This window comes from Adhaeribacter radiodurans, assembly GCF_014075995.1.
Lineage (GTDB): Bacteria > Bacteroidota > Bacteroidia > Cytophagales > Hymenobacteraceae > Adhaeribacter > Adhaeribacter radiodurans.
The window spans coordinates 1,117,689-1,144,230 of record NZ_CP055153.1; the positions used below are offsets into that span (position 1 = coordinate 1,117,689).

23 protein-coding genes and 1 pseudogene are annotated in these 26,542 nt (G+C 34.7%); 22 read left to right on the forward strand and 2 right to left on the reverse strand.

Translation table 11 applies throughout. The features are described from left to right. Nucleotides 1–243 precede the first annotated feature (243 nt). From HUW48_RS04950 to HUW48_RS05025, 16 genes are all read left to right on the forward strand, one after another. Nucleotides 244–1,578, forward strand: a complete 1,335-nt coding sequence (locus HUW48_RS04950) for a hypothetical protein (RefSeq protein ID WP_182414618.1) — start codon at nt 244–246, stop codon at nt 1,576–1,578. 63 nt (nt 1,579–1,641) lie between these two features. Beyond that, entirely contained in the window at nt 1,642–2,694 is a 1,053-nt protein-coding gene (locus HUW48_RS04955) for a class I SAM-dependent methyltransferase (RefSeq protein ID WP_182414619.1), read from the forward strand. A gap of 232 nt (nt 2,695–2,926) precedes the next feature. Further along, entirely contained in the window at nt 2,927–3,811 is an 885-nt protein-coding gene (locus HUW48_RS04960; RefSeq protein WP_182414620.1) for a glycosyltransferase family A protein, read from the forward strand. Between the two features lie 99 nt (nt 3,812–3,910). Next, on the forward strand, nt 3,911–5,029 hold the full coding sequence (locus HUW48_RS04965; RefSeq protein WP_182414621.1) for a glycosyltransferase family 4 protein: 1,119 nt from the start codon (nt 3,911–3,913) through the stop codon (nt 5,027–5,029). A 180-nt stretch (nt 5,030–5,209) separates the two neighbouring features. Continuing rightward, a complete protein-coding gene (locus HUW48_RS04970) occupies nt 5,210–6,289 on the forward strand; it encodes an acyltransferase family protein (RefSeq protein ID WP_182414622.1) in 1,080 nt (359 codons plus the stop codon). 162 nt (nt 6,290–6,451) lie between these two features. Continuing rightward, nucleotides 6,452–7,576, forward strand: a complete 1,125-nt coding sequence (locus tag HUW48_RS04975; protein ID WP_182414623.1) for a glycosyltransferase — start codon at nt 6,452–6,454, stop codon at nt 7,574–7,576. Next, on the forward strand, nt 7,551–8,654 hold the full coding sequence (locus HUW48_RS04980) for a CgeB family protein (protein ID WP_182414624.1): 1,104 nt from the start codon (nt 7,551–7,553) through the stop codon (nt 8,652–8,654). Before HUW48_RS04975 ends, HUW48_RS04980 begins: the two co-directional genes overlap by 26 nt. A gap of 25 nt (nt 8,655–8,679) precedes the next feature. After that, on the forward strand, nt 8,680–10,350 hold the full coding sequence (locus tag HUW48_RS04985; RefSeq protein WP_182414625.1) for a hypothetical protein: 1,671 nt from the start codon (nt 8,680–8,682) through the stop codon (nt 10,348–10,350). A 76-nt stretch (nt 10,351–10,426) separates the two neighbouring features. Next, nucleotides 10,427–11,599, forward strand: coding sequence for a glycosyltransferase (locus HUW48_RS04990; protein WP_182414626.1), 1,173 nt, complete (start codon nt 10,427–10,429; stop codon nt 11,597–11,599). A 67-nt stretch (nt 11,600–11,666) separates the two neighbouring features. Then, complete coding sequence (locus HUW48_RS04995) at nt 11,667–12,839, forward strand: glycosyltransferase (RefSeq protein ID WP_182414627.1); 1,173 nt, start codon at nt 11,667–11,669, stop codon at nt 12,837–12,839. Further along, nucleotides 12,836–14,110, forward strand: a complete 1,275-nt coding sequence (locus tag HUW48_RS05000) for a glycosyltransferase (protein ID WP_182414628.1) — start codon at nt 12,836–12,838, stop codon at nt 14,108–14,110. Before HUW48_RS04995 ends, HUW48_RS05000 begins: the two co-directional genes overlap by 4 nt. Nucleotides 14,111–14,155: 45 nt before the next feature. Then, nucleotides 14,156–14,743 carry an LbetaH domain-containing protein gene (locus HUW48_RS05005; RefSeq protein WP_182414629.1) on the forward strand — a complete coding sequence of 196 codons (588 nt, stop codon included), beginning with the start codon at nt 14,156–14,158 and terminating at the stop codon, nt 14,741–14,743. Nucleotides 14,744–14,799: 56 nt separating this feature from the next. After that, a complete protein-coding gene (locus HUW48_RS05010; protein ID WP_182414630.1) occupies nt 14,800–15,642 on the forward strand; it encodes a glycosyltransferase family 2 protein in 843 nt (280 codons plus the stop codon). A 99-nt stretch (nt 15,643–15,741) separates the two neighbouring features. Further along, nucleotides 15,742–16,728 carry an acyltransferase family protein gene (locus HUW48_RS05015; RefSeq protein WP_182414631.1) on the forward strand — a complete coding sequence of 329 codons (987 nt, stop codon included), beginning with the start codon at nt 15,742–15,744 and terminating at the stop codon, nt 16,726–16,728. A gap of 524 nt (nt 16,729–17,252) precedes the next feature. Then, nucleotides 17,253–17,423: a hypothetical protein gene (locus HUW48_RS27550; protein ID WP_182414632.1), complete on the forward strand. Its 171-nt coding sequence runs from the start codon at nt 17,253–17,255 to the stop codon at nt 17,421–17,423. Nucleotides 17,424–17,556: 133 nt separating this feature from the next. After that, entirely contained in the window at nt 17,557–18,804 is a 1,248-nt protein-coding gene (locus HUW48_RS05025; protein ID WP_182414633.1) for a WcaI family glycosyltransferase, read from the forward strand. Between the two features lie 547 nt (nt 18,805–19,351). Here the strand turns inward: HUW48_RS05025 and HUW48_RS05030 are convergent. Beyond that, entirely contained in the window at nt 19,352–19,513 is a 162-nt protein-coding gene (locus HUW48_RS05030; protein ID WP_182414634.1) for a hypothetical protein, read from the reverse strand. A 205-nt stretch (nt 19,514–19,718) separates the two neighbouring features. Here HUW48_RS05030 and HUW48_RS05035 point away from each other — a divergent pair, with 205 nt between their 5' ends. Continuing rightward, nucleotides 19,719–20,144: an outer membrane beta-barrel protein gene (locus HUW48_RS05035; RefSeq protein ID WP_182414635.1), complete on the forward strand. Its 426-nt coding sequence runs from the start codon at nt 19,719–19,721 to the stop codon at nt 20,142–20,144. A 99-nt stretch (nt 20,145–20,243) separates the two neighbouring features. Beyond that, complete coding sequence (locus HUW48_RS05040; protein ID WP_182414636.1) at nt 20,244–20,555, forward strand: transposase; 312 nt, start codon at nt 20,244–20,246, stop codon at nt 20,553–20,555. A 198-nt stretch (nt 20,556–20,753) separates the two neighbouring features. Here the strand turns inward: HUW48_RS05040 and HUW48_RS27675 are convergent. After that, nucleotides 20,754–21,322, reverse strand: a pseudogene (locus HUW48_RS27675) (IS701 family transposase); the annotation flags it as partial. A gap of 431 nt (nt 21,323–21,753) precedes the next feature. Here HUW48_RS27675 and HUW48_RS05055 point away from each other — a divergent pair. The 4 genes from HUW48_RS05055 (at nt 21,754) to HUW48_RS05070 (ending at nt 26,517) form a co-directional block, all read left to right on the forward strand. Beyond that, on the forward strand, nt 21,754–22,716 hold the full coding sequence (locus HUW48_RS05055) for a glycosyltransferase family 2 protein (protein WP_182414639.1): 963 nt from the start codon (nt 21,754–21,756) through the stop codon (nt 22,714–22,716). Between the two features lie 742 nt (nt 22,717–23,458). After that, nucleotides 23,459–24,211, forward strand: a complete 753-nt coding sequence (locus tag HUW48_RS05060) for an ABC transporter permease (RefSeq protein ID WP_246343698.1) — start codon at nt 23,459–23,461, stop codon at nt 24,209–24,211. 11 nt (nt 24,212–24,222) lie between these two features. After that, complete coding sequence (locus HUW48_RS05065) at nt 24,223–25,545, forward strand: ABC transporter ATP-binding protein (protein WP_182414641.1); 1,323 nt, start codon at nt 24,223–24,225, stop codon at nt 25,543–25,545. A gap of 111 nt (nt 25,546–25,656) precedes the next feature. Further along, nucleotides 25,657–26,517 (forward strand): class I SAM-dependent methyltransferase, encoded by an 861-nt coding sequence (locus HUW48_RS05070; protein WP_182414642.1) that lies wholly within the window; start codon nt 25,657–25,659, stop codon nt 26,515–26,517. Nucleotides 26,518–26,542: the final 25 nt, after the last annotated feature.

Genomic DNA, 26,542 nt, shown 5'->3' on the forward strand with positions numbered 1-26,542 from the left:
TTTTAATCCTTAATACTAATAAGAATCTCATGAAAATCTTGTTAAAGAAGGATTGCCATAAGATCAATAGAAACTAATTAGAATTAGCTTACGCAATTAATAATTTTAAAGCTAATTAAAAGTTGTTGTTTAAATTAAACATAATAGCATCTTTGATTTTGGTTTTTCTCTTATATAGATGTGTTAAAATATATTAAAAGAAATCTATTCTTAAACTTTTCAAGCCCATCTGAGTGGCCTATTATGTTTCTAAATCAACTTCTTAGTTTACGTTCTGCATATTCGGTCCTTATTCTTAAAAAAGATTTATTAAGGCAATTGTACAGAGCTGCTGGTTTACAAGCTTTACAAATGGCCATTGGTGCAACAATTGGATTTTTAATTATTCGTAACCTTTCAAAGGAAGATTATGCTATTTTTAACCTACTCAATACGGGTAGTGCGACTTTAATAGTTTGGGCAGGATTTAGCGTAAGTTCCATTTTTATACCTTTTGCTAACCGTATTGGACTTTCACCAAGTCAGATAAGAACAACTACAGCTATATTTCGCAAGTTAAATTTGCCACTGTTATTAATTGCTGTTTTTGTTGCAATAGCTTTTTGGTTTATTTCGGCTTATAATAATAGATGGTTAAATGAAACTTTTGTTGTAGGAACCATATTGGCATTGCTAGTGGCAATATGCCAATACCATTTTGGATTTTTTGAAAGTGCTTTTAAAGTATCTGGTAATCCACTTTTTGCATTTAGGATTTCTCTAAAAGAAGGATTGATTCGGTTAATTCTTGTAATTATAATAATATCATTTGTAATACCAGTACTATCTTATTCCAGAAAAGCTCCCATTTTACTTATAGGTGCATTAGTTATAAGTACTTCTTGGGGCCTTTATTCCATAACTCAGCATTTTCGATCTTATGAGTTACACTCGCTCTCAATTACAAAGGAGCATCGACAGCAATTTTGGACTTTGTTAACGCCAATTCTTTTTCCCTATTACTTCTTTTATCTTTCTATATTCTTTCGTGGATCGCTAATTTACTTAATCAGTGGTACAGCCGTAATTGCTGAAGCGGCAGCTCTGGGGCGCTTAATGGCACTTTTTGCCATGATGGATAAGGCTGTAGAATTAGTTGTTTTACCTAGGTTAGGAGCCATTACAGACAACCTACGATTTATTAGACGGCTTTTACTTAGCTTTATAGGTGTTTTAACAATATGCTCGGGTTTATTGCTTTCTGCTTGGGTTGTGCCTGATATGTGGTTATGGATTTTAGGGAAAAAATATTCCAATATTGGGAATGCTCTACTTTGGGCCGTAGCCGCTTCAGGAGTTGAACGTCTTTCTGGGTTAGTTTTATCGGCTCAATTAGCCCGGGGAGAGACCAAAAATCAATGGTGGGTACCTTTAATTGCTACAGGCGTTTATTTTGGCTATGTGGCAATAATTGGATTGCAAACTGTAGAAAAAGCTACTATTGGTCTTTTTTTATCAGCACTTACTAATCTATTGGCTCAAATTATCATTCTATACTTACGATTAAGTAGAACAAAATATATTGCTAACAGATATTAAGACTCAATAATATAAACAATTTTATTAAAGTTAATTGAAACTAGATACGAGCAATATACTAGGATGAAAACAGAAATTATAAATAACCAAATATTTTCACGGGAAGGTTTCCTTCTTACGGGACTTGAAAGTGAAGAGATTTCTTATTTGCAAGCAAATGCAGATCTAGTGGGGCCAAATCGTGAAATGAACAAACGATTACGCTCTAAAGCTACCTCAATGGAAAATTGGAAGCACACAATTTCCAAAACAGATTTTAATGCCATATCTATAACACAAATTGAAAATATTACTCTGCCTGAAAATTGTATTGAAGTATTTCGAAAAATATCTGTACCAAATATTGACATTGCTAAATTGATTTGGAAGTGGCATTATATTAATCAAGTATTTGATTTACCAAATGATAGCCGGGTACTTTGTATAGGAGCAAATCCAGGGTTGGAGTGTTTAGTAGCTCAGAATTTGTTTCCAAATTGGCGTATTACGGGAGTAGACTTTTCATTATCAGATAAAATATTGTTTGGAAATTTATTAGAAATGAACATTGCAGATATTGGCGAAGTTTTTTCACCTGATTCATTTGATCTATGCTTTTCAAACCATGTACTCGAACATTTAGGTCCAGTTCGAGAGCGTGTTTTAAAAAGTGTCTCTAAAGTGTTGTGCAAAGATGGTTACTTTGCAAGTGCGATGCCATGTGATGCTAATCCTAAAAACCCACCTATAAATAATTTCTTAAAAATTATTGAAAATGGTAATCCTAAACAAATGCATTTAATGAACCCAGCCCATATGTGGAAAACTGATATTTTTGATATTTACGATGTCTTGTCCATAAATGGGTTTAAAGAAATTAAATTTTTCCACTTCAAAGGAAGCGGTGCAGATAACCATCGGGAAATCTATAAACAGGTACCTAAGGAATTAGTAATGCAAGAAAATACTGTGAAACCATCTATTCCAAATAAGTTGATGAGTGTGTTTAATCATTTTAATAAGTTGCCTGACCTTTCAGATTTAGCATTGCGTTTACATTATATTAGTTTACGAAGGAATTTTGAAGACCATAATTTAATACCCGAAATACTATTTTGTTGCCGTTCGGGGAAATAGAAATCGATTCTAAATAAAGGATATATTAAGGCATCTATTATAAAATATACCAAGCATTTATTGTCTACATACTTAATTGTTTTTAATTTTAAAAGCATTCATTAAAATATTTTGGCCTTGTAGTTAATGTTACTTTTAAATAACAAAATTTTTGATAATTTACATGGATTTGATATTTAATTATACATTAAATAACTTTCTTCATACAATTGAATTTAATAGTTGATTGACAATGAAAATGAATCAGTTAAAGATTACTTGTTCAATTCTGTGTTATAACTACGGACGATTTTTAGCACAAGCTATTGATAGCTGTTTAAATCAAACAATTGATTCTTCTCTTTATGAAGTGCTCATTATTGATGATGGGTCCACTGATGAAACACCAGAAGTTTGTGCCAGATATGGTGATTTAATCAGAGTTTCTCGGTCAGAAAATTTGGGTTTTGCTACTAGCCTTGCACGTGGTGTTAAAGAAGCTAGAGGTGAATACGTAGCCTACTTGGATGCAGATGATTGGTGGAAGCCTAATAAGCTTGAAAATTTATTGATGTTTATAAACCTTGGGGCATTGGTTGTAATGCATCCAATGATAGAAGTTAATGAAAAAGGTCAGTCGCTAGGTAGAGTTGGAGCTTGTGGTAACACAAGTTCAGTTTGTGTACACCGAGAGGCTGCACTTACCTTACTACCAGCCACATCTGAAATTTTTTGTAGACCTTTGCTAGATTCCAAGAGAGGTATGATTATAAAGCAGACATTGGGTTATTATAGAATTCATGATAAAGCGATGACAGACCGTTCTCCACAAAGTAACCACACTGAGTTCTTTGCAAACACAAGTTACGTTACTGCTGATCGACTATCACAATTAGCTGAATTACCTCCATTTTGGGCTAATTCGTCATCAGAAATTTCAAAATTGGCACTATGGTATCGCGCTGAGGGAGTTATTAAAGATTTTGAGAGAACTACAGAACTTCGACATAAAGATATTTATTTAAGTCAATGGATTAAAATGATTGTTGCTATGATAAGGGGCGGCCGGTGGTTAACAATTCGGGAGTTAAGATTAACGTTGCGAGCACTAAAACATTACATTAATATAAAAAGTTAGTTATCATATATAAGCTAGTAAAAAGTAGTATACATGCGAATTGTTCAATCAACCTGGGTACGCTATCATCATTTTGATCTCGCTAGAGAATTGTACCTCATGGGGCATCTTGAACGGATATTTACAAGTCTTCCTTGGTGGAAAGCTGAAAAGGAATCGAGAGAACAAAATATACCTCGAGAACGCATTTCTTGTAATTTCCTCGGTCAGGGAATAAGGCACGTCGGAAATAAATTACCGTTTTATAATGATAAAATTGACTCTAAGTTATCAGTTCTTCAAACTAAACTTTTCTCAAAATGGGTGGCAAATATACTGCCACAATGTGATGCATATATTGGTATTTCGGGATCAGGATTACATGCAGGGAGAGTAGCAAAAAGCAGAGGTGCTGCATATATAATGGATAGGGGCTCGTCTCATATTCGATATGCTAATGCTATTCTTCAGGAGGAATACCTTCGCTGGAAAATACTTAGGTTTCCCATCAACCCTTGGTTAATAGAAAACGAAGAATCTGAAATAGAAGAAGCAAATCTTATTACTGTGCCGTCTCATTTTGTTGAAAAAACGTTTTTAGATCAAGGTGTTAACCCATTAAAGATGCGCGTAGTGCCTTATGGTATTTCTTTGGAAGAATTCTACCCAGTTGATAACCCACCAACTGATTGCTTTCGTCTGGTTTTTGTGGGGCAATTTTCATTACGTAAAGGAGTGCCGTATTTGCTCGAAGCTTTTAGAGCATTTAAACACCCAAATAAACAATTAATAGTGGTAGGGAGTGTAGATGAAAAAATAAGTTCTCTCATTAAAGCCTTGGTTGATAATACGGTTCATTTCATTGGTATTGTTACTCGGGCAGAAGTAAAAAAGTATTTATCCACCGCACATGCCTTAGTATTGCCAAGTATTGAAGAAGGTTTAGCCTTGGTGCAAGCACAGGCGATGGCTTGTGGTTGTCCTATAATTGCCACTCCAAATACAGGTTCTGAAACGCTATTCAAGCACGAGAGAGAGGGTTTAATTGTAGAAGCTCAAAACTCTAAAGCATTAACCGCAGCTTTCACCCGGCTTGCTGATGAGCCTAATTTAAGGAATAGAATGAGTATTGCTTGTCTTGAACGAGCAAAAGAAATTGGGGGTTGGAAGGTGTATGCTGAAGAAATAGTAAAAGTTTGTAGAGAAGCAAACAAGGTTTCTTTAATGGAGTTAATTTAACTTAATATTCCGTAGGTATAGATCTAAATGTACTTTTTTAGAATTATTTATGTGATTTTCATTAATTATTATGTAGTACAATTTAGTTTGATTAAGCATCTAGGCAACATTTCGATTTGAAATAAAGCTACTATTATTTAGTAATTAGCCTAAAGGAAATAAATATTATTACCAATTTAAATGAAAACCTTTATAAATATTGGAACTCTCTTAAAAAGGGAAAATTTGAATACAGAAAGGCTAGTAATGAAACGCATTATAGGAATAGATCAATTAAGATATATTTTTGCCTTGTGGGTTTTTTTTACACATAATGGTGCCCCACCATTTTTTAATGGACATGCTAATATAGAATCATATAATTTTATTGATAAATTGTATGGTTGGTGTATTAATGGGCAAGACGCTGTTATTGGCTTTTTTATTATTTCAGGCCTTTGTATTCATTTCCCAAATATTGAACGCAAATCACTTGACTTAAGGTCATTTTATATTGCTCGACTATTGCGGCTTGTTCTTCCCCTTATAGCTTGTTTGGGATTAGCTAAGATTATAAATTATCAGAATAATTCTGGATTTATTTATGCGGGTCCTTTTTGGACGCTTCTTTGTGAGGGTTTGTATTACATTGTTTATCCTGTGGTGTGGTGGTTAGCCAAAAAAAACCTACTTAAAAAGGTTATTATTTTTATGAGCTCATTTTCTGTAATTCTTATCATTATTTGGACACCTGATAGAAGTATGTATTTTCATGAGATTGGTGGCGGTGGATTTTTATTTTGGAAAGCTGCCGTGTTAGCTTTTCCTTGCTGGTTATGCGGGTGTCTTATAGCTGAGAATGTTTCTACTTCCTCATCATTATACAAGGCTAAAGTAAACACACAAAGTCTCTGGAAATGGCGCTTGGGAGCAATTTTTTTGTCTATGATTTCCTTTCCCTTATATAGACTTGGTCTTTATTTTAATTTAATTAATAAGCCACTTATAGGTTTAGTATTCAGTTCACAATTTACTATATTATTATTTGGCTTCTATTGTTTTCTTTGGATTGAGAAGGAAGTTATCCTAAACAACTTTGGTGCTGTTTCACCATCCCGAACATTGGAACGGTTTGGATTAGCATCTTATTCATTATATCTTATCCACAATATTGTTATTTGGTCTTTTAATCAAATCCCTTTAATGTATTTCCCCGGACACCTAAATTTTTTGGATAGGACTATTAGTAGCCGTACATGCTGCAATGTTTGTTTTCTATAAAGTATTTGAGAAGCCCTCACATCGTATATCAAAATTTTGCGCCTATTCAGTTATGAAAAAGCAGAAAAAAATAGATGAGGATATTAATACAAATAAATTAAGTACACCAATTTTGGATAGTGTGCTCCTTAAACAGTAAAAAGGAATTTTTTTGTTGGGTCAATGGAATCATTAAATAAGGTTATAATTTTTTATCCCCACATTGGTGAGTACGGCGGGATTGAACGAAATATTATTGCATTAGCTGAAGAAGCTTCTCGTATGAAAATATCTCCGGTTTTAATTTGCTACTATGATAATATCGGAATATCTCAATACCATAACAATTTAGAAACCATTTTACTTGGTGATCATTGGAACCCATTTATTAAAGGTTTAAGATTGTATAATTGGTTTAATAAAAATCGAAAGTTAATAAAAGGGCTACCGCTTTTTTTTGGAGGTAAAGCTGGTTTCTATGCCACCATTGCACGAATGAAAGAATATGCTCTTCATTACACCGATCCACCAAGTTTACTTAGTACAGATAAAAGTTATGCTTTTATTAAAAGTCGTTTTTTATTATATAGGTCACGGATTTCTGATTGGTTTACAAAAGAAGGTGTACGGCGGGCTCGGGTTTGCTTAACTATGACCCAGTGGAATGCCAACGAATTGGAGAGTATTTATAAATATCCTTTTAAGGTGGTTTACCAAGGGGGACTGCCCCCAGCAGGGGTAATTAATAGCCTACCACGTTGCTCCGGACCTGTTTTCCGAATATTTTCCATTTGCCGGATCAATTCCTCAAAAAACCTTAAATGGATTCTTGATGTAGTCCGTTATTTTCAAACTTCAGATCCCTTTATAAATTTATATCAAAAATTGGAAGTTATAATTGCAGGTAAAGGTCCTGATACCGATAACCTAAAAAAGATAACCTCGGAAATGGAATTGGATAGCATTATTCAGTTTCCTGGTTTCTTGTCAGCAGACCAAGTGGAAGAGGAGTATCGGAATGCTGATTTATTTTTGGTACCTGGTCGGCAAGGGTTTGGTTTACCTGTTCTGGAAGCTCTTTATAGGCACGTACCTGTAGTTTTGAATAAAGAATCTCGTATTTCCGAAATTTTAATGTCAAATTCTTGGGTAGCCATATCGGAGAACAATAGTAATTCCTTTACAAGAGAAGTTGCACAACACGTTTTACGTATCCGGCAAAGTTATCCGGAGGAAACCCTGCTTAAGGATCTTCCTTCAGAGCAAGGGTGGGCTAACGAAATTGGAAAGCATTGTAATTGGTGGTAAAAATAAAAAGAGTAATTATTTATTAGTTTTTATGAAAGTTATTTTTCTTGCCAGTCTTCGTTCCTCTAGTGCTTCAGGTCGTCAAAGATTGTGGGCTTTACAGCAATGCGGGGTTAACGTTTCTATAATTGATAAGGATAATTACTCATCTAAACTGGGGAGGTTGGCTGGGTATTTAGGGAAATTATGCCAATCTCCCAAACTTTTATATAATACAAGTAAACTTCAACAAGATTTAATAAATTTTACTATGCAAATTAAACCAGATGTAATCTGGTTGGAGTGGGCTAAAGAATTGCAACCTGCTGTGTTAATGCAATTGCAGAAGTTAAGGCCACGACCCTTTTTAATATCGTTTCAAGATGACAACCCTTGGGGTGATCGGCGGACAGATAGTTGGATGTGGCGGGATTATTTTAGGGTAATTCCTAACTTTGATATGCATTTGGTAAAGCGGCCGATTGATATTAAAAATCTAAATCTATTGGGTGCTAAAAGTTGCCGTATATGGCGTCATGGACTTTATAAACTACTTTTTTACCCGCCCTCAATCAACATAAATAAAATATATCCGGTAAGTTTTGTAGGAACTTGTATGGATCAGCGGGTTGAATTAATTAAGTACTTACTAGAACATAAATTACCAGTACATGTTTTTGGCAATAGATGGGATCAACGAAGCGATTTGCCAATGCGTTTTCCGGCGAATTTCCATCCAGCCGTTGAGGGGGAACAATATGCAGAAGTGATCCGGAAATCGCAGATTTGCCTTGGTTTAGTTTCTCATTCAAATCATGATGAATGGACAATGAGAACCTATGAAGTTCCTGGGTGCGCTGGGCTTCTATTAGCAGAACGTACACCTACCCATGAAGAACTATTTTTAGAAGGGAAGGAAGCCGTTTTTTTTTCTACTCCTCAGGAGTGCGCTAGTAAGCTCTTGGATTTGCTAAAGGAACCAGAACTATGTCGTAGCATAGGAGAAGCAGCATATCAAAAATGTCTCCTAAATAATTGGACATTAGAAGGCCAGATGCAAGAATTACTTTATGACTTGCAAAAGCGGGTTGATATTTAAGTGCAATGTAGAATCAATTTTATACATGAATTTTATAAATCAAAATCAACAAAGCTTGTTATTAGTACGCAAAGCCTTGCTAATCCTGGCTGCTTTTACATTTGCTGCTCAGTTATTAGTAGATGCTAGTGAAGAAAATTTGTTCTCTAACCTTTTTGCATTAGGAGCTTTCGTTCTTACCTGCTTTCTGATTTTTCATCCGAGAAACAGCCAAATGGGTACCGCATTTACAAGTACAACCGTGTTTTTTATTATTACGGCAAACAGCTTAGCACCCATGCTGGGTACTTTGTTGGAAGGGCATCCATTAACCCATACCTTGCTTCAACCCAAAGAAACCTATTTTCACCGCTTCATTTTTGCTCTCGTTTTGCTTGTCGCTCAAGCATTGGCCGGGTTAAAATTTTTTTTGCCAATGCGATATGGAATGAGCCAGTTAGGATCAGTTTTTAAATCCCGAACATTTCTGCCTCCAGCAGGAGTTTGGGGTCTCGGAGCCATTGGCTTTCTAGCTTACCTGGTCAAATATTTGCATCTTCCTAATGTGATCATTAAGCTGCTGGATGGCTTTGGATTTCTTTTGTGGGCTCCTTTCTTACTGTTGTTATCACCTTATTCAGCATATTTTAGTAAACCTTCAGTAAAGTGGAAAATATTTATTTATTATATTCTGCAAGTAGGAGTATCCTTAGCTGGCAATAGCAGGATGGGAATGGTGGGGCCGGTAGCTATGGTAGGGGCAGCTTGGGTAGTAACATTGTTATTAGGGAGGATAAAGGTAAATAAAAAATTAATAATGCGGGGAATAACTCTGGGAGTAACTGGTCTTTTTTTAGCTGGTCAATTTGCGGATTTATCCACTGCAATACTTATCGAACGAGCGCAGCGCTCAACGCGGGGAAAAAGTGAGCAGTTAGCAGCTACTTGGGAGCGTTTTTTGGATAAGGAGGCATTAGTTAATTACCGTAATGAATACTTGCTTTTACTCAGTGAAGGCAAAGCTGATGAAGAATGGCAAGAAAATTATGTTGTAAATGATTTTATAGGCCGGTTTATTCAAATAAAGTATGACGATAATTGCTTTAACCGAATATTAGGCTTTGATGATGCTGATATTGGAACTTTAAAAGAAACTAGTAAAAATTTAATTATTGCCACTTTACCGGAGCCATTTCTGCAGCCACTGGGTTTTAATATCGATAAAGAGTTTTTAAATTCTTTTTCTACCGGCGATCTTATAGAAGCAATTAGTGGGCGGGGTGATTTAGGAGGCTTTCGTGTTGGGTCTATTCCGGCTCATGCATATGCATTATTTGGGTGGTTATATCCGCTAATATTGGTTTTAATTTATTGTATCATTTTTATTTTGTTCCAAGGTCTTTTCTCCTTTTATGGTAGTAGACTAAAAACATGGTATGGAGTGTCTACGTTAGGCCTTTTAATTGTATTTACAATTTTTGTAAATATTTCAACTGATGGGATTTCCACCCCAATTGGTATGATCTTGCGAGCTTCTTGGCAAATAATGATAATTTATCATTTGGCACTATGGTTTGTAAGTAGAATTGGGAAAGTTCCAATTGATAGTTCAGATAAGCAATTCCCTAGTAAAACGGATCATAATAATCTCTCTATCCCTTCTTCAGTAATTAGTTCAAATAGGAATATTGCTCAAAATCATACCCCGAAGTTTTAAGGCAGATAATGTTGTTTTGTAGGGGTGTATATATATGTCTTTTTACCGCTTTTGTTTTTAGAACAATCAATTTTAAATGCATAATCTAAAACTTTTAGTATTTGATTCACACCCAGTTCAATACCGGGTACCTATTTGGCAAATGATGGAGGCGGCGATGCCTGGTAGTGTGCATGTAGTATATGCTTCTGACTGTTCTGTACGCGGGCATGCCGATGAGGAGTTTGGCCGTACCGTCTCCTGGGATGAGCCTATGCTAACCGGGTACGCCCACACCATACTGAATTGTGAAAAAGGAAAACCTCTTTCGGATTGGGGCTCCTTAACGGGTAAAGGTGTAAAGCAAATAATAGAAGATTTAAAGCCTAAAGCAATCTTGCTCACAGGTCTAAACTATCGCTACGATCTGGTAGCCTATGTGCAGGCAATTCGTAAAGGTATTCCATTATGGTTGCGTTGTGAAACCCAGGATAAAGCGGCACCCCGTTCAAAAGCTAAATCAATTTTCCGTGCTTTAATATATCGAATTATTTATAAGAGGTTTGGTACTATATTCTACATTGGAGAACTTAACCATCAGCATTACTTAATGCATGGAGTGCCTTCTTTTAAACTTAAATCTGCCCGGTACGGAACTGTTGATCGTTTTGCTTTAATGACAAACCACCAAAAGGTACAATTGCGTAACCAAACACGTGAAAGTGCAGGCATTTTATTCTCCGATTTTGTTGTAGGGTTTTCAGGGAAATTTATTACAAAAAAAAATCCCGAAATACTATTTCAAATGCTGGAATACCTGCCTGAAGATTTAAGACTAAAGTTATGTTTGTATTTTATAGGTAGCGGGCCACTCGAAATAGCTTTAAAAAGATTATCAGAAAATGCTTTACAAAAATTTGGCGTACGAAGTTTCTTTGCTGGTTTTGTTAATCAAACTCAATTAGCGGGACATTATCTTGGAATGGATATTTTAGTTTTGCCTTCCCGACAGATGGGTGAGACCTGGGGACTTGTTGCTAATGAGGCTATGCAAGCTGGGTGTGGAGTTATTGTGAGTGATATGGTAGGTAGTAGTGCTGATTTTAGCTCATGGGAACGGTTCAAAGTTTTTAAGGATGATAATGCTTTAGAACTTGCAACCTATGTAACAGAATTTGCTAAATATCCCCGAAGCTTTGAATGGGCAACTCAAAAATTAATACCTTACTCTATTAAGGCCACAGCGGATGCTTTTTTAAATAATATATAATGGATATTTAATTATTGGTTATTAATTTGGCTATTACTATTGTTTATAAATAGAATACTACTTTTTGATGAATATAGTTTTCTTTGCTCATCCTGATTTTCTTGGGCACCAGAGTATGCCTCGTTTTGCAAATGTGTTAGCGGAAGGTATGAACCAACGTGGGCATAAAGTAGCTATATGGTCCCCACAACCTCTATTCTTTCAGATGCCTTTGCCTAAATTATTTAAAAAGTGGATGGGCTATATTGATCAATATGTAATATTTCCCCAAAAGGTGCGCAGCCGTTTAAAAAAATGTCCCTCAAATACTCTTTTTGTTTTTACTGATAATGGTTTAGGGATTTGGGTGCCACTGGTAATGAATAGGCCTCATGTAATCCATTGCCACGATTTTCTTGCCCAACGCTCTGCTTTAGGTGAAATAGAGGAAAACCAAATTACCTGGACTGGCCGCCAATATCAGAAACTCATACGTCACGGATTTAGGCAGGGAAAACATTTTATTCCTACTTCTCAAAAAACAAAAGAAGACCTGCACCGGTTTTTAGCAGGAAAACCTTTTAGTTCTAAATTAGTTTACAATTTTTTAAACCAACCTTTTTCACCAATTGACGCCTCCATTGCAAAGGATTTGCTTGCAGCCCAAGTTAAGATTGACTTGAAATCAGGTTACTTACTTCATGTAGGAGGAAATCAATGGTATAAAAACCGGAAAGGTGTTATTGAAATATACGATGCTTGGCGGTCAACTGTTGGTTCGAAATTGCCTCTCATATTGATAGGGGAACCTCCCTCTCCGGAAATAATGCAAGTACATGCTCAATCCTTGTATAAGTCTGAGATTTATTTTCTAAGTGGAATAGAGGATAGTCTCGTCCGTTTAGCTTATTCAGGGGCTTCCGTTTTTATTTTTCCATCGTTAGCCGAAGGATTTGGATGGCCCATAGCGGAAGCAATGGCTTCCGGATGCCCGGTTATTACAACTGATGAAGCTCCTATGACAGAAGTTGCTGGCAATGCCGGCTTTTTTATTCCTCGGCGACCTAACCATGCTAGAGCGATTTCTTGGGCAACTGATGCTGCTAAAGTTGTGAGTAATGTTCTAGGGCTTTCTCCAGAAAACCGCCAATCAGTTTTGGAAAAAGGTCTTTTAAATGTGCAGCGTTTTAAGGCCTCTCTAATTATAGATGAGTTAGAGGTTAATTATAAAAGCATACTTCAATCAAACAAAATGGCATGAAGTTACTACATGTGATAGGTAGTATGAATCCAATAATGGGAGGAGTGTGCCAGGCTGTACGAACAATGATTGCGGGTCTTGAAGAATTTGGCATTCACAACGAGGTAACTAGTTTAGATGCACCTGATTCTCGTTTTTCTACGGAAGATTCATTTCAAATTCATGCTCTAGGGCCAGGTAAAAGTTCTTGGGGGTATAGTCCTTTGCTTTTTAGCTGGCTTACAGAAAATTTGGTTCGGTTTGATGTAGTGATCTGTCACGGCTTATGGCTTTACCCTGGATTTGCATTAACTAAAGCTTTGTATATTTCAAATAAGAGGCATTTTATAGGTAAGCAGGAAATAAACAATTTGCCAAAACTTTTTATTATGCCTCACGGCATGTTAGATCCCTATTTTCAGAAAGCTCCCGGAAGGAAGCTAAAAGCTTTGCGTAATTGGGCGTATTGGAAATTAATAGAAGGTAGGAACGTGAACGAGGCTGATGGAATACTTTATACTTGTAGAGAGGAACATGTTTTAGCTGCTCAATCATTTCGGCCTTACAGCCCAAAGCGGGAAATTATTGTTGGTTTGGGAGTCGAAGAGCCTCCTCCTTATACCACCTTAATGCAAGATGCATTCCTGGAAAAATGTCCTGAGGTAAAGGATAGTCCCTATATTCTTTTCATCAGCCGAATTCATGAAAAAAAAGGTATCAATTTGTTGTTAAATGCTTTTAAAATATTAGTAAACAAAAGGTCTGAAGATGAAAATGAGTCTACATGTGTAAAACTTTTAACAAGTGAGATGATACAAAAAAAATCTATATATACTAAAATACCTAAGTTGATAATAGCTGGACCAGGTCTGGAAACTACCTATGGGAAATATCTACAACAAATAGTTTCTGAATCTCCGGAACTGCACGATTTAGTTTTTTTTCCAGGCATGCTATTAGGTAATGAAAAATGGGGCGCATTTTATGGCAGTGAGGCCTTTATACTACCAAGTCATCAGGAAAATTTTGGTATAGCTGTAGTAGAGGCTTTAGCTTGCAGTAAGCCAGTATTAATATCTAATCAAGTTAATATCTGGAGGGAAATCCAGTCATCAGGTGGTGGCATAATTGGTGATAATTCAATTAAAGGAACCTCAAAATTATTGGAAAGTTGGTTGCTTTTGTCCTTTGAAGAAAGACAAAGAATGGCTAGATCTGCTAGAAGATGCTTTAATACACATTTTTCTATATATCAAGCTACAGTAAAGTTGTTAAATGCTTTGAAAAACTAAAAGATAATAGCAATTCTCCTTCACTTAAAAATTAGTATTTAAATAATGCATAATCATAACACGCATATTGGGCCTTCTTTTTCTATAGGTAATCGTCTTGCCCGTGTTGTTTGGAATTTAGTAGCAATCTTGTTCTTTCGTTTTTCTCCACGAACATTTCACTGGTGGCGATCTTTTCTTCTCCGTACATTTGGTGCAAAAATAGGCAAAGGAGTTCATGTTTATCCAAAGGTCAAAATTTGGGCTCCATGGAATTTAGAACTTGGTAGTGAATGTGGCATTGCAAATGGAGTAATTCTTTACTCCCAAGGTAAAATAACCATTGGTACCCGGGCAGTCCTGTCACAAGGTGCCCACCTTATAACAGGAACTCACGATTATACCAAAATTGGATTTCCACTTATTACTAAACCTATAAATGTAGGTAATTACGTATGGATTGCTGCCGAAGCATTTGTGCATCCAGGTGTAACCATTGGTGATGGATGTGTTATAGGCGCACGATCAGTTGTAACCAAAGATATGCCAATTTGGATGGTGTGCTCCGGATTTCCTTGCAAACCAATCAAAGAAAGAATATCCGAAGAGCTAAAATTAGAATTTCCCTTATTAACTGGAGCGCAAAACAAATAAACAATGACTTATACATTAACATGTAAAATTCATTCATCATCCATTTAAAATCAAAAATGTCCTTAAAACTCGATTTAACTGTTGCCATTCCCGTTAAAAATGAAGAAAGGAACTTGCCTGGTTGTTTAGCTGCCATTGGTAGTACTTTAGCCCAAGAGATCATCGTACTTGATTCAGGTAGTACAGACAGAACTAAGGAAATTGCCAAAGAATTTGGAGCAAAGGTATTAGATTTTACTTGGGATGGGAAGTTTCCTAAAAAGAGAAATTGGTTCTTAAGAACTTATAAACCAATAACTAAATGGGTTTTGTTTTTGGATGCCGATGAATATCTCACAAATGATTTTAAATTAGAACTACGTGAAAAGCTTAAATTTGATGACAAGGTAGGTTATTGGTTAAATTACACAGTCAACTTTTTAGGTAAACAGTTAAAAGGAGGTTATCCATTACGGAAACTAGCTCTATTTCGGGTAGGGTTTGGTGAATATGAGCAAATAGATGAGGACCAATGGAGCAAGTTGGATATGGAAGTGCATGAGCATCCAGTTCTTACAGGTGATATAGGAGTGATTCAAAGTAAAATTGACCACAAAGATTTTCAAGGAATCTCTCATTATATTATAAAACACAATGAGTATGCAAGTTGGGAAGCAGCACGTTTTCTGAAAGCATCAAAAATAGATAGAAATTTAAAAAAATGGACTTGGAAACAACGGTTGAAATACCAACTTATGCAAAATGTTTTTATTGGTCCAATATATTTTTTTGGTAGCTTTTTTCTGTTAGGAGGATTTAGAGATGGGGCTAGAGGTTGGGCATTTGCAATCCTCAAAATGTCGTACTTTACACAAGTTTATTGCAAAATTCAAGAATACAAAACATTAAGTAATAAGTAACTAATTGTAGATGTAAAATGTAAATTAAATTCAAATTAACGATTAATCTTTAATAAATTATTTTCAATTTTATACTGTTGAATATAATAATACAATGAAATGCAAAATCGTGATGCTTCTGCTGATATCCTTAAATGCATTTCAATATTTGGTGTAGTTTTTATTCATGGAAATGGATTATTAAGTGGGGATACTCAATTTGGGAAGTGTTTTGAATCACTATTTCGGTTTTGCGTTCCAGTATTTATTGTTTTTTGGTCCTTTTTTTTTGAAGTTTCACTTCAAAAAGGAAAGTCATTATACCCTTATTCTAAAGCTAAACTCACTCATTTATTTATTGTCTTTTTTATTTGGTCAGCGGTTTATTTTTTTCTTACAGAAGATTGGTTTAAAATAACTTTTGTAAAAGCAATTACGAAATATTGGTTAGGTTATGGTTGGGCAGGACAGTATTTCTTTATTATACTATTTCAGCTTATAGTTTTCTTCTTTGTATTACGAAAAATATATGACCATAAGCACTTGTTATATCTAACTATTACATGTTCAATAATTATTTTTGTTATTTATGGTTATTGGTATCATGTAATGCCAACGTTTATTAAATCTCTTGGAGATCGACCAGTTGTTTTCTGGATAGTATTTGCAATTTTGGGAATTCATTTAGCCCGTAATCCAAATTTTAAGGGTCATTGGGTTTGTTGCCTTGGTGTTATACTTATACCTTTAGAGTTTTGGTTTTTAAATGCAAATCGATTTGAACATTCAGCTTACATTACACCTGCTGTACTTATTAGTTCTTCTTTGCTGATTTATGGTTTTGTTAGATTGCCCATTAGATTAGATGCAAATTCATTTTATGGTCGTTCTGTCAAATACGTTGGGCAAAATACAATGACTATATTCGTGATGAATCCTTTAGTAATAACTTTGTTAGAACCTTTTACTAAACCATTACGAATTATTAAAGGAACGGAATTCTTTGAGCTTTCGTTAGCATTTGTTTCTGCAATTTTAGTATGTTTTATCTGTCTTGTAGCTTCCTTTTTAATTAATCATTCAAAGCTTAAAGGAATTATAAATTAATACTTATTAAAAGGTTGTTTTTATTGTTAATAAATGTTATCAAATTTCAGAATTGAAAAAAGTGAATCTGTTATTCTGTTACTTTTTATCATTTCTTTTTTGATCATTATTCTGGAAAGTTTAAGTTATTTTAAGTACGAAAACCTTCAAGTATTAACGTAATTATTGCGGATTTAATAGTAAAAGTTATTTTTATATAAGTGAAAATTCAGCGAAACTAATTTTATAAAATTAAAGGAATTCTATTCTGTCGCTTAAATCTAAATATAGTAAAGTTAAGTATTTATGAAATTCGGTTAATCTTGCCTCCTGTACTTGCTTTAGTTGGCATTTGGTTTATTTTATGAGTTAGTAGCCACACCCAAATTTAAGTAGAGTATGGTTTATTCCTAAATGGCTGCCAGAATGGGCTGATGTAAGTAGTAATAATGCAATATGCATTGGAGTTCATGTATATTTTTGTGTATTTTACCTGATTAGGCCTTAATGTAAGAAATTATCCATGATTCAATTGGTTTAAGGCATTGTTTGTTCTTACCATATTTGTATTAATTGCAGAAGCGGGTCAGTTATTTATTCCTTATAGATCTTTTGATTGGTTGGATGTAATTTGGGGAAGTATGGGTTCGCTTTTTGGTTTAGTTATACCTATAACCAGAACAATCATTTTGGAACAATTTGATATTGATATATGAGTTACAATATGCTCAAAATAAGAATTCATTAGAATTTAAAGCAATTAAAAAAGTGGTATTATTAATATATGAATTCAAAAGCTTGAATAACTTTGTTTGTCAACTTAATTAAAGCGTAAACAAGTTTCTTTGAATGGGAAAGCGGATTCTGCTTCTTGGATACAATTTTCATCCAGAGCCTACTGGTATTGGGAAATATAGTGGAGAAATGATTTATTGGCTTGCGAATCAAGGTTATCATTGTACAGTAATTACTACTTATCCTTATTATCCTTTTTGGAAAGTACAAGAACCTTATTACAAGAATAGATATTGGTATAAAATTGAGGAACAAATATTTGAATCTGGAGGTAAAATAGTAGTTCATCGTTGCCCCATGTATGTTCCGTCCAATCCATCAGGTTTAAAAAGAGTTCTGTTAGATTTTTCATTTTTAATAACCGCATTTTTTAAATTGATTCAGCTAATACCTGGTAAAAAATATAACTGGGTATTTACTGTAGTTCCCTCTTTTCAGTTTGGCTTGTTGGGAATTTTATATAAAAAAGTGCGTAGTGCAAAGCTGTTTTACCATATTCAGGATATGCAGATTGAGGTAGCCAGAGACCTGCAGATTATTAAATCTGACAAAATTATAAAAAGCTTATTTAGGTTAGAGAACTATATTTTTAACCAAAGTGATGTTATTAGTAGTATCTCCGAAGGAATGGTTCAAAAAATTAGGGAGAAAGCAAAAAAAGAAATTTTTTTATTACCGAACTGGACAGACAATAATCTGTTTTTCCCAATTAAAGATCGAAATGCTTTAAAAGAAATGTTCGGTTTTAAAGCTAATGATCAAATAATTTTATATTCGGGAGCTATTGGCGAAAAACAAGGTTTAGAATCAATCTTGTACGCAGCCAACCAAGCTAAGCATATTGAAGAGTGGAAGTTTGTGATTTGTGGATCAGGTCCATATAGAGGAAAACTGCAAAGCTTAGCCAAAGAGCTACATTTACGAAATGTAATTTTTCTACCTTTACAGCCTTTTGAATTATTTAACAGGTTTCTAAACGTAGCTGATCTGCACTTAGTTATTCAGAAAGCCAATGCCAGCGATTTGGTAATGCCTTCTAAATTAACCACTATTTTAGCTGTAGGTGGATTGGCCCTGATAACAGCCAACATAGGGTCTGGCCTACATACATTAATAGATAAATATAAAATGGGAATGTTAGTACAGGCAGAAAATCAAGAAGCATTGAATCAAGGAATACGGAAAGCATTACATTGTGAAAATAAAGAAGCTATTACTGCTAATGCTCGGTCTTATGCGGAAAGGTATCTGTCTATCGATAATATAATGAAATCACTTGAAGATTGCGTCTTAAAGTATTAATATTTAAGGAGAATGCTTGATGCAACTGATTGGTGACTTATAATAATAATTTTATCATAAAATATGTTTGAAATGCTTTCATCCTGTTTATAAAGCTTTCTATTTAAATTATCATTTCTTCTTCTTGGCTTATCTTAGTTTGGTCAAATTAATTCTAATTTTTCTCAGTTTAGAAAGGTATTAATAGGGAATAATTTAGTTGAAAGAAATCGAGGCCAAAATCCTTCTCTGCATTTTAAAAGTGAAATATTACCAAAAAATTCTTTAAAAATTAGTTTTGGTCTAAAATTAGGATTAAATTAGGTAGTATACTTAAAATAAGGATGGTTTAGTTGCCAACTTTTCAAGATTGAGATTAACCAGGAGAAAATGCAGGGCAAGATAATGATGGTGCTAGGATTTAGAGAAAGACAGCGTTTTCCGGATTAATCTACTACAGCTCTACTACAGCGTTGGCGTATGGTATTGTTCAACCTTTCGATTGGGATGGTCTGCGGCTTTCCTTCAGCTTGGTGTTGCCCTGTTTCTAAGACAGCCGCATAAGCGGCTAAATCATGGGCTCTTGTTCCCATATATGCTGGATACGAGGCATCAGCCAGCCTAAGCTTACTTGCAATATGCGCGCAATTGCCCGCAGGGACAACCTTTCTAAGAGTAACCGCTTCAGCAGGGTTTCTGGCTTTAAGCCGGCTTCTATTTTTCTTTCCACGGCTTGTCTTTCGCAAAAATGACATTTATAATTCTGCTTGCCGTACAGGTTTTCCCATTTTTAACTATTTTTATACTGTGGCAATGAGGACAATGGTTCATAAGCTAGAGGTTTGGCAATTTCTAGTTTACGTTACTTTGTTCTCATTTCTTTTTTCTCAATTATTCATCCTTATTTTTAGCACACTACCTTAAGTTTTATAAAAATGAATTTTAATAAATGTTATCCTCAACCTTCCGTTCCGATAACACCCTCTTGGCGGATGGACTTTTTAGTTGGTTTGATTTTAGGAGTACTTATATATTACAAATTGTATTTTCAAAAACAGTATTTATATTCTCAAGTTGGCGGAGAAAATAAAAGTATAGGAACAGGTTATAAGCATAATTGTTTTTCACTGCCAGTGCTTTTTAAATACAAGCTATTACCAAAAATTAGTTTTGTAGCAGGTCCTCAATTTGATTTATTAATAAAAGCTAAAGAAAAGATTAATGACGGAATTACTGACACCACCCACGAAACAGAAGAGCGTAATATTGGTACTACTACTGGTGTAGGTTTCAAATTAGGGAATGATTTAAGTTTAAATGCAAGATTTATGCATTGTCTTAATCATATAGGAATTACTTAAAGGGTAAGTATTTAAGAAGAAGCTGTTTAGATTTTTAAACTTCCAAAGGAGGAAGAAGTAAAAGTGTTTGCGAAGTCCTCTTACTTTAATCTTACTCCAATGGAACTCATCAGTAAAGATAACATAAACAAGTGGATTGTTCCTTTTCTAAGTGTTGGAAATAGAGGAAAAAAGCCCAAGGTTGAACAGGTAGCTATCCTAAGGGCGATCCTGTATAAGCTAAAAACAGGTTGTCAGTGGCGGCAATTGCCGACTGGAGTATTCTTTGGTAAACAACTACTTTGCTGGCAGGGTGTCTATTATCATTTTAGAAAGTGGGTTAAGGACGGTAGCTTTCGAAAAGTGTGGGTAGAACATTTAAAGAGTCAACGCAAACTCTTTGATTTACCAGAGTGTGCAGTTACATGGTAGTCAAACTATATGCAAGAACGGCGGTGATTACATCGGCTATTAAACTAGAAAAGCGGCAAAGAGTTGTAATAGCTTGTTTTTAGCCGATAGCCAAGGTTTAATGTTAGCTTGTTCTTCTCCTCAAGCTGGTCAGCACCACGATGTATTACAGATAAAGCAGGTTTTTGAAGAACTTAGGGTATTGTTAAAGGAAGCAGCCACCTGCTCGTAGCGGCCGGGCTGACCAGAGACAAGGCGGTTGGCTTTCAATCCGGCCAAAAATCCTACTTCCTGTTTTCTAAGGAACTTTAGGTTCTGAAGGGAAGCATACCAGCTATCAGCGCTTTCACAATCTGGGCGCAGCCCCCAGGTAAAGCACTTGGTGAGCATTTGCTGAAAGTAATCATGCTTACTTTTACCATCACTAAAACGATTTGCCCGGAAATTTACTAGAAATCGCAAGCCAGATGGATCGGTGTAAAACAGGCAATCAGGTTAATGCCCTTGACCTTTTTATGATGTCTGCCCGACCAGAAAAAGCCAACTAGCTCTGTTGTTTCTAAATCAGTAAAGGGTTTATCCGGCACCGAATCATCCGCCGATAAAGTACCACCCTGCAGACATATCCCGGACTTTACTGCTTCAAATAGTTCTTTGCCTGTAAAATCATTTTTCAACAGAAAACGGTTGACCTCATCATATAAAACTGCTAACACTTCACTGGCCTTAACACAACTTATTTTACGAAGCTCGCTTAAAAGATAGGCAATATAAGAGGCTGCTTCCATGGCTTTTTACATGCTTTTATAAATTGAAGCCTTTGTGGGAACTTCTATTTCTGTTTTAATTACATTAAAACTTCAGAATATGTTGACATGATTGTTATATTGATTAACCAATAAAAATTTGATATATGCCATGAATGGCTCACTTATTTTTATTTGCGCTATATGACCAAAGTTGTGTTAATTTAATCTTATTGATTTTATTTTGAACTTTTCTTATAGCCAAGTAGTTGAAACTCCATATAATTGGAATAAATTGTTTTACAAAATAGATTTATATCTTTATTTAAAGTGGAGATTAATTTTCACATATTCTTTATATCAATTATTAATAATATTTTATATTATTAATAATTGATATAAACTTTTTTATAATTATAAATTTATATATTAAAATCCTAAGTTTTAAGGTTATTTACAATTATTTAATTTAAATGGATCGTATTCCATCTTCGCCGCCTACGATTTTGCCTCTTCCAGTATGTGAAAAGCGTCCTTTATGGTCAGTTATGATTCCGGTTTATAACTGTTCCAATTATCTGCCTATTGTGCTAGAAAGTGTACTGTCCCAAGATTTAGGAGAATTGAATATGCAAATTGAAGTTGTAGATGATGCCAGCACCGATGCGAATGTTGAAGAGATCGTGAAAAGTCTTGGAAAAGGCCGAGTACAGTATTATCGACAACCTATAAATGTTGGGAGTCTGCGTAATTTTGAAACATGCATTAACCGGTCAAAGGGCAAACTAGTTCATCTGCTGCACGGAGATGACCGGGTTAAAGTAGGTTTCTATGAGAAACTAACTTGGCTTTTCGAAAGATATCCAGAAGTGGGAGCTGCCTTTTGTAATTATAGTTTTATAGATGAATTCGGTGAAAAGTACCATGACCAGGCTCCAGAAGAAAAAGAAGATGGAATATTAAAAAACTGGTTTTTAAGAATTTCAAAAATTCAACGCATCCAATTTGTAGCTATGGCTGTTCGGCGGGAGGTTTATGAAAAATTAGGAAGCTTTTATGGGACGATTTATGGAGAAGATTGGGAAATGTGGGTAAGAATTGCAAAAAATTACTCTGTTGCATATACACCAGAAATCTTTGCTGAATACCGAAGACATGAAAATTCTATTTCATCAGGGCAGATAGCCAATGATTATGCAAGAGCTATATACTATGTGCAACAATATTTACCAGAAGATAAGAAAAAACTTACAGCTAAAGCACAAAAGGAATGTGCACTTATTAGTCTAAGCCGGGCAAATGTTATTTGGGGGGAAACCCGCAATAAGAAGCTGGCATTCTCCCAGGTAAAACTAGCTTTAAGTTTAAATAAGTCCCCGGAACTTTATTATCATATACTTAAATTATACATTAAGTTTATTTTGAAAGTATATTAAATTTTATACAAAAGAATAACTAATTTAATAACTTGTTCTTTTGTATAACTGAAAGCTCAAATACACGAAAAATTTATTTATTATAAAGCTTTACGGCTTCATCAAGGACCTGTCTTGCTTATGAGGACACTTTGCCAATCAAAATTTTCAATGGTTAGACAATCTTTCTATTTTTGATTGCTTATTTATTTCCAAAGACAATAAACATTGCCGAGGATAATAAGCTAACAATTATGATAATAGAAGCACTCTATTTGCCAAGGCGAAGTAAATTTACCATCGTACCACTTGAGTACTATCTTTAATTTTTTTATTTCTGATTTTACTTATAATGTACCTTTTATATAGATGAAATGAATATAGAAAATTATAATCCATTACTATTAACACCTTTTTAATTGAGGTTAATAATATTTTCGTTTGATAGATATCTTTTTATAAATTAAAGGTTTTTAAACTAGTACAATTAAGAAATTAAAGCTTTTTAGGTCGAATTGGAAGACCTCTCCTAAGTGGTTAGATGTGGTTTTTGTACATTGAATTTTTTATTGTAGATTGAGATAAATAGATATTTTTCATTTTAATCTAATAACATTTAATATAATCAGGATAACACATTTTTAAAATGCACCACCAGTCCCAGTTAGTTGAATCCGAAAATTGGTCACTAATTATAAAATCAAAGACTTCCTGGTTCAATCTTCACCTATATGACCTTTGGAGATATCGTGATTTAATATTTATGTTTGTAAAGCGCGATTTTGTCTCTTTATATAAACAGACAATTTTAGGTCCATTGTGGTTTATTATCCAGCCTATACTCACCACTTTTATGTTTGTGATTATATTTAATAAAATAGCCGGAATTTCTACCAATGGGATTCCTTCTGCGCTATTCTATTTATCGGGTTTAGTTATCTGGAATTACTTTTCTACTTGCCTTACTACTACTGCTAACACCTTTACCGCTAATGCGGGTATTTTTGGTAAAGTATATTTTCCAAGGTTAATTGTTCCTTTATCTAGTGTTTTATCCGCGCTTATTAGCTTTTGTATTCAATTGGGAATTTTACTCGTTTTAATTGGCTACTATTATTTTATATTAGATGTAAATATTAAGTTTAATCCTTACGTGCTTTTTATACCCTTTTTGCTTCTTGTTATTGCTTTGTTAGGACTTGGCTTGGGTATAATTATTTCATCAGTAACTACTAAATACCGTGACCTGGTTTTTCTTGTAACTTTTGGTATACAATTGTTAATGTATGCTACACCTATTATTTATCCGCTCTCTTTCTTGAGCGGAAAGTATAAGGCGTTTATTCTGGCAAATCCTATAACACCTATTGTTGAAATATTCAGGTATTCTTTATTAGGTGTAGGGGAAGTTAATATATGGTATATCGCTTACAGCATTACATTTACTTTGGTTACTCTTTTTATTGGGGTTCTAATTTTTAATAAAGTTGAAAAAAGCTTTATGGATGTAATATAAATCATTAGGTTATGACAAAGGTAGTTATTCGGGTTGACGGGTTGAGTAAAAAGTATAGATTAGGGAATATAGGAACCGGCACGCTAAGCCGAGACTTAAATCAATGGTGGGCCAGATTCCGGGGAAAAGAAGATCCATATTCTAGATTAGATAATGCTGGTACTAATTATTTCAGGAAAGATGATTTCTGGGCTTTGCAAGATATTAATTTTGAAATAAAACAAGGAGAAGCAGTAGGGATTATTGGTAAAAACGGGGCAGGAAAATCTACCTTGTTGAAGATTTTATCCAGGATAACTTCACCTACTTTCGGTGAGATAAAAATAAAAGGTCGGGTGGCAAGTTTGCTGGAAGTTGGTACTGGCTTTCATCCGGAGCTAACTGGCCGGGAAAACGTTTTTCTAAACGGCGCTATTTTGGGCATGACAAAACGTGAGATCAGAAGTAAGCTGGACGAAATAATTGCCTTTTCAGGGGTAGAAAGGCATATTGATACTCCGGTAAAGCGTTATAGTAGCGGGATGCACGTTCGTTTGGCTTTTGCGGTTGCCGCGCATTTAGAACCTGAAATTTTAATAGTGGATGAAGTTTTAGCCGTAGGAGATGCGGAGTTTCAGAAAAAATGCATTGGTAAAATGAAGGAGGTAACTGGAGAAGGTAGAACTATTCTATTTGTGAGTCATAATATGGTAGCTGTAAAAAAATTGTGCAGTCGAGGTATTTTACTAAGATCTGGAAGAGTATTATTAGACAGCTCCATTGAGGAAGCAGTAGAAGCATACCTTGATTTTTCTTCAAAACACGAAAAATCCGAGATTACTTGGCAGCTTGCAAAGGAGCCATTATCCGGAGTTCAAATAGTTGCACTCCGACTTTTGCGGGATGATGAAACAATCGGTAGTAATTTTTATATGAACGAAGATTTTTATGTCGAAGTTGAATTCATCAATCATAAAGAAGGAAACCTCCTTTCCAGTTACTTTGAACTTCGGAGTTTAACTGAAGTAGGGGTGCTATCTTCGGCTAATTGGTCTTCTGCCACTGCCAATGTAGATCCTTACTCCAACCTTGCGTATTCAAGTGGCCGTTACAAATCCAGAATGAAAATTCCCGGCAATTTCTTAAATGAAGGTTCCTATATTATTAATGCTTGGATTCTGGAAAATGTATCTGCCACTGCGGCCGAAGTAAAAGAATCGCTTATGGTTACTATAGTAGATAATGGCGAAATGAGAAAAGAATATACAGGTGAATGGTTCGGATTAGTTCGTCCCAAGTTGGAATGGCACACAACGGCTCTCAATACAAGTAAAGCTAAGAATAAAAAAGCTTGATACTTGTTTTTCAAAAATACTAATTGATTAAGGTTATTACCTAAACTTTTACGGATGCCTTTTAATTATTTATTAAAGTTGAAATTTTTTCTACATTATTAATCCCTTGTAATGGTTTCAACTATTCGATGTTTTAACACTGATCTTTTCTGCCCAATTTGTAAGGGAAATATTCTTTATAAAGAGGATTTGATTATCTGTCATTCTTGCAGTACTAAATTTTTACAAGAGACCCAGGAATACATTAATTTGTTGCCCCAAAACGCCATAATTAAAGAAGAAAGTAAGTGGGAAGAAAGACAGGAGGATATGGAGCTATGGTACAAAAATTTAATAACAGATACTATTTCAGCAGTATCTGTTTTTGAACATGATTATACTCCTTTAAAGTTATATTTTGCTCAATTAACTGGTAATATTTTAGATTTAGGTGGTGGCGTTGGTGTAGTTAGACATTATCTCTCTGATAAAAGCAACTATATAGTAGTTGACCCTTCCGCTGATTGGCTTAGCTCGGATTGGAAATTGCTCTCCAACGCGTACCCTTGCCTAAATACCAAACCTAATTTTGTCATGGGGGTAGGTGAATTCTTAATGTTTGCTGATAATACTTTTGATTCAGTTCTTTCTTTGTGGAGCATTAATCATGTAAGTAATCCCGCAAAAGTTTTTCATGAGGTACAAAGAGTTCTAAAAAGAGGTGGTCGATTCTTTATAGTTTTTGAAGATATGGAGCCCTTGTGGAGGGATTTTCTTGATAAATCCCTGCTTAAATACTTTGGTCTAAATGGTTTGACGAGAATGCTTAAATCTAAAATAAGGACTGCATTATTCAACCAAAAATGGCCTGTTCAATCTGATCATATTTTTATCACAGATAAGGACATACAACAATGGAGTAATTCACGCTTTAACCAAATACAAAGAAAGTGGATAGGTACCTATTTAACTTATGAATTTGTAAAGAAATAGGTATTTCTTTTTACACTTCAAAAAT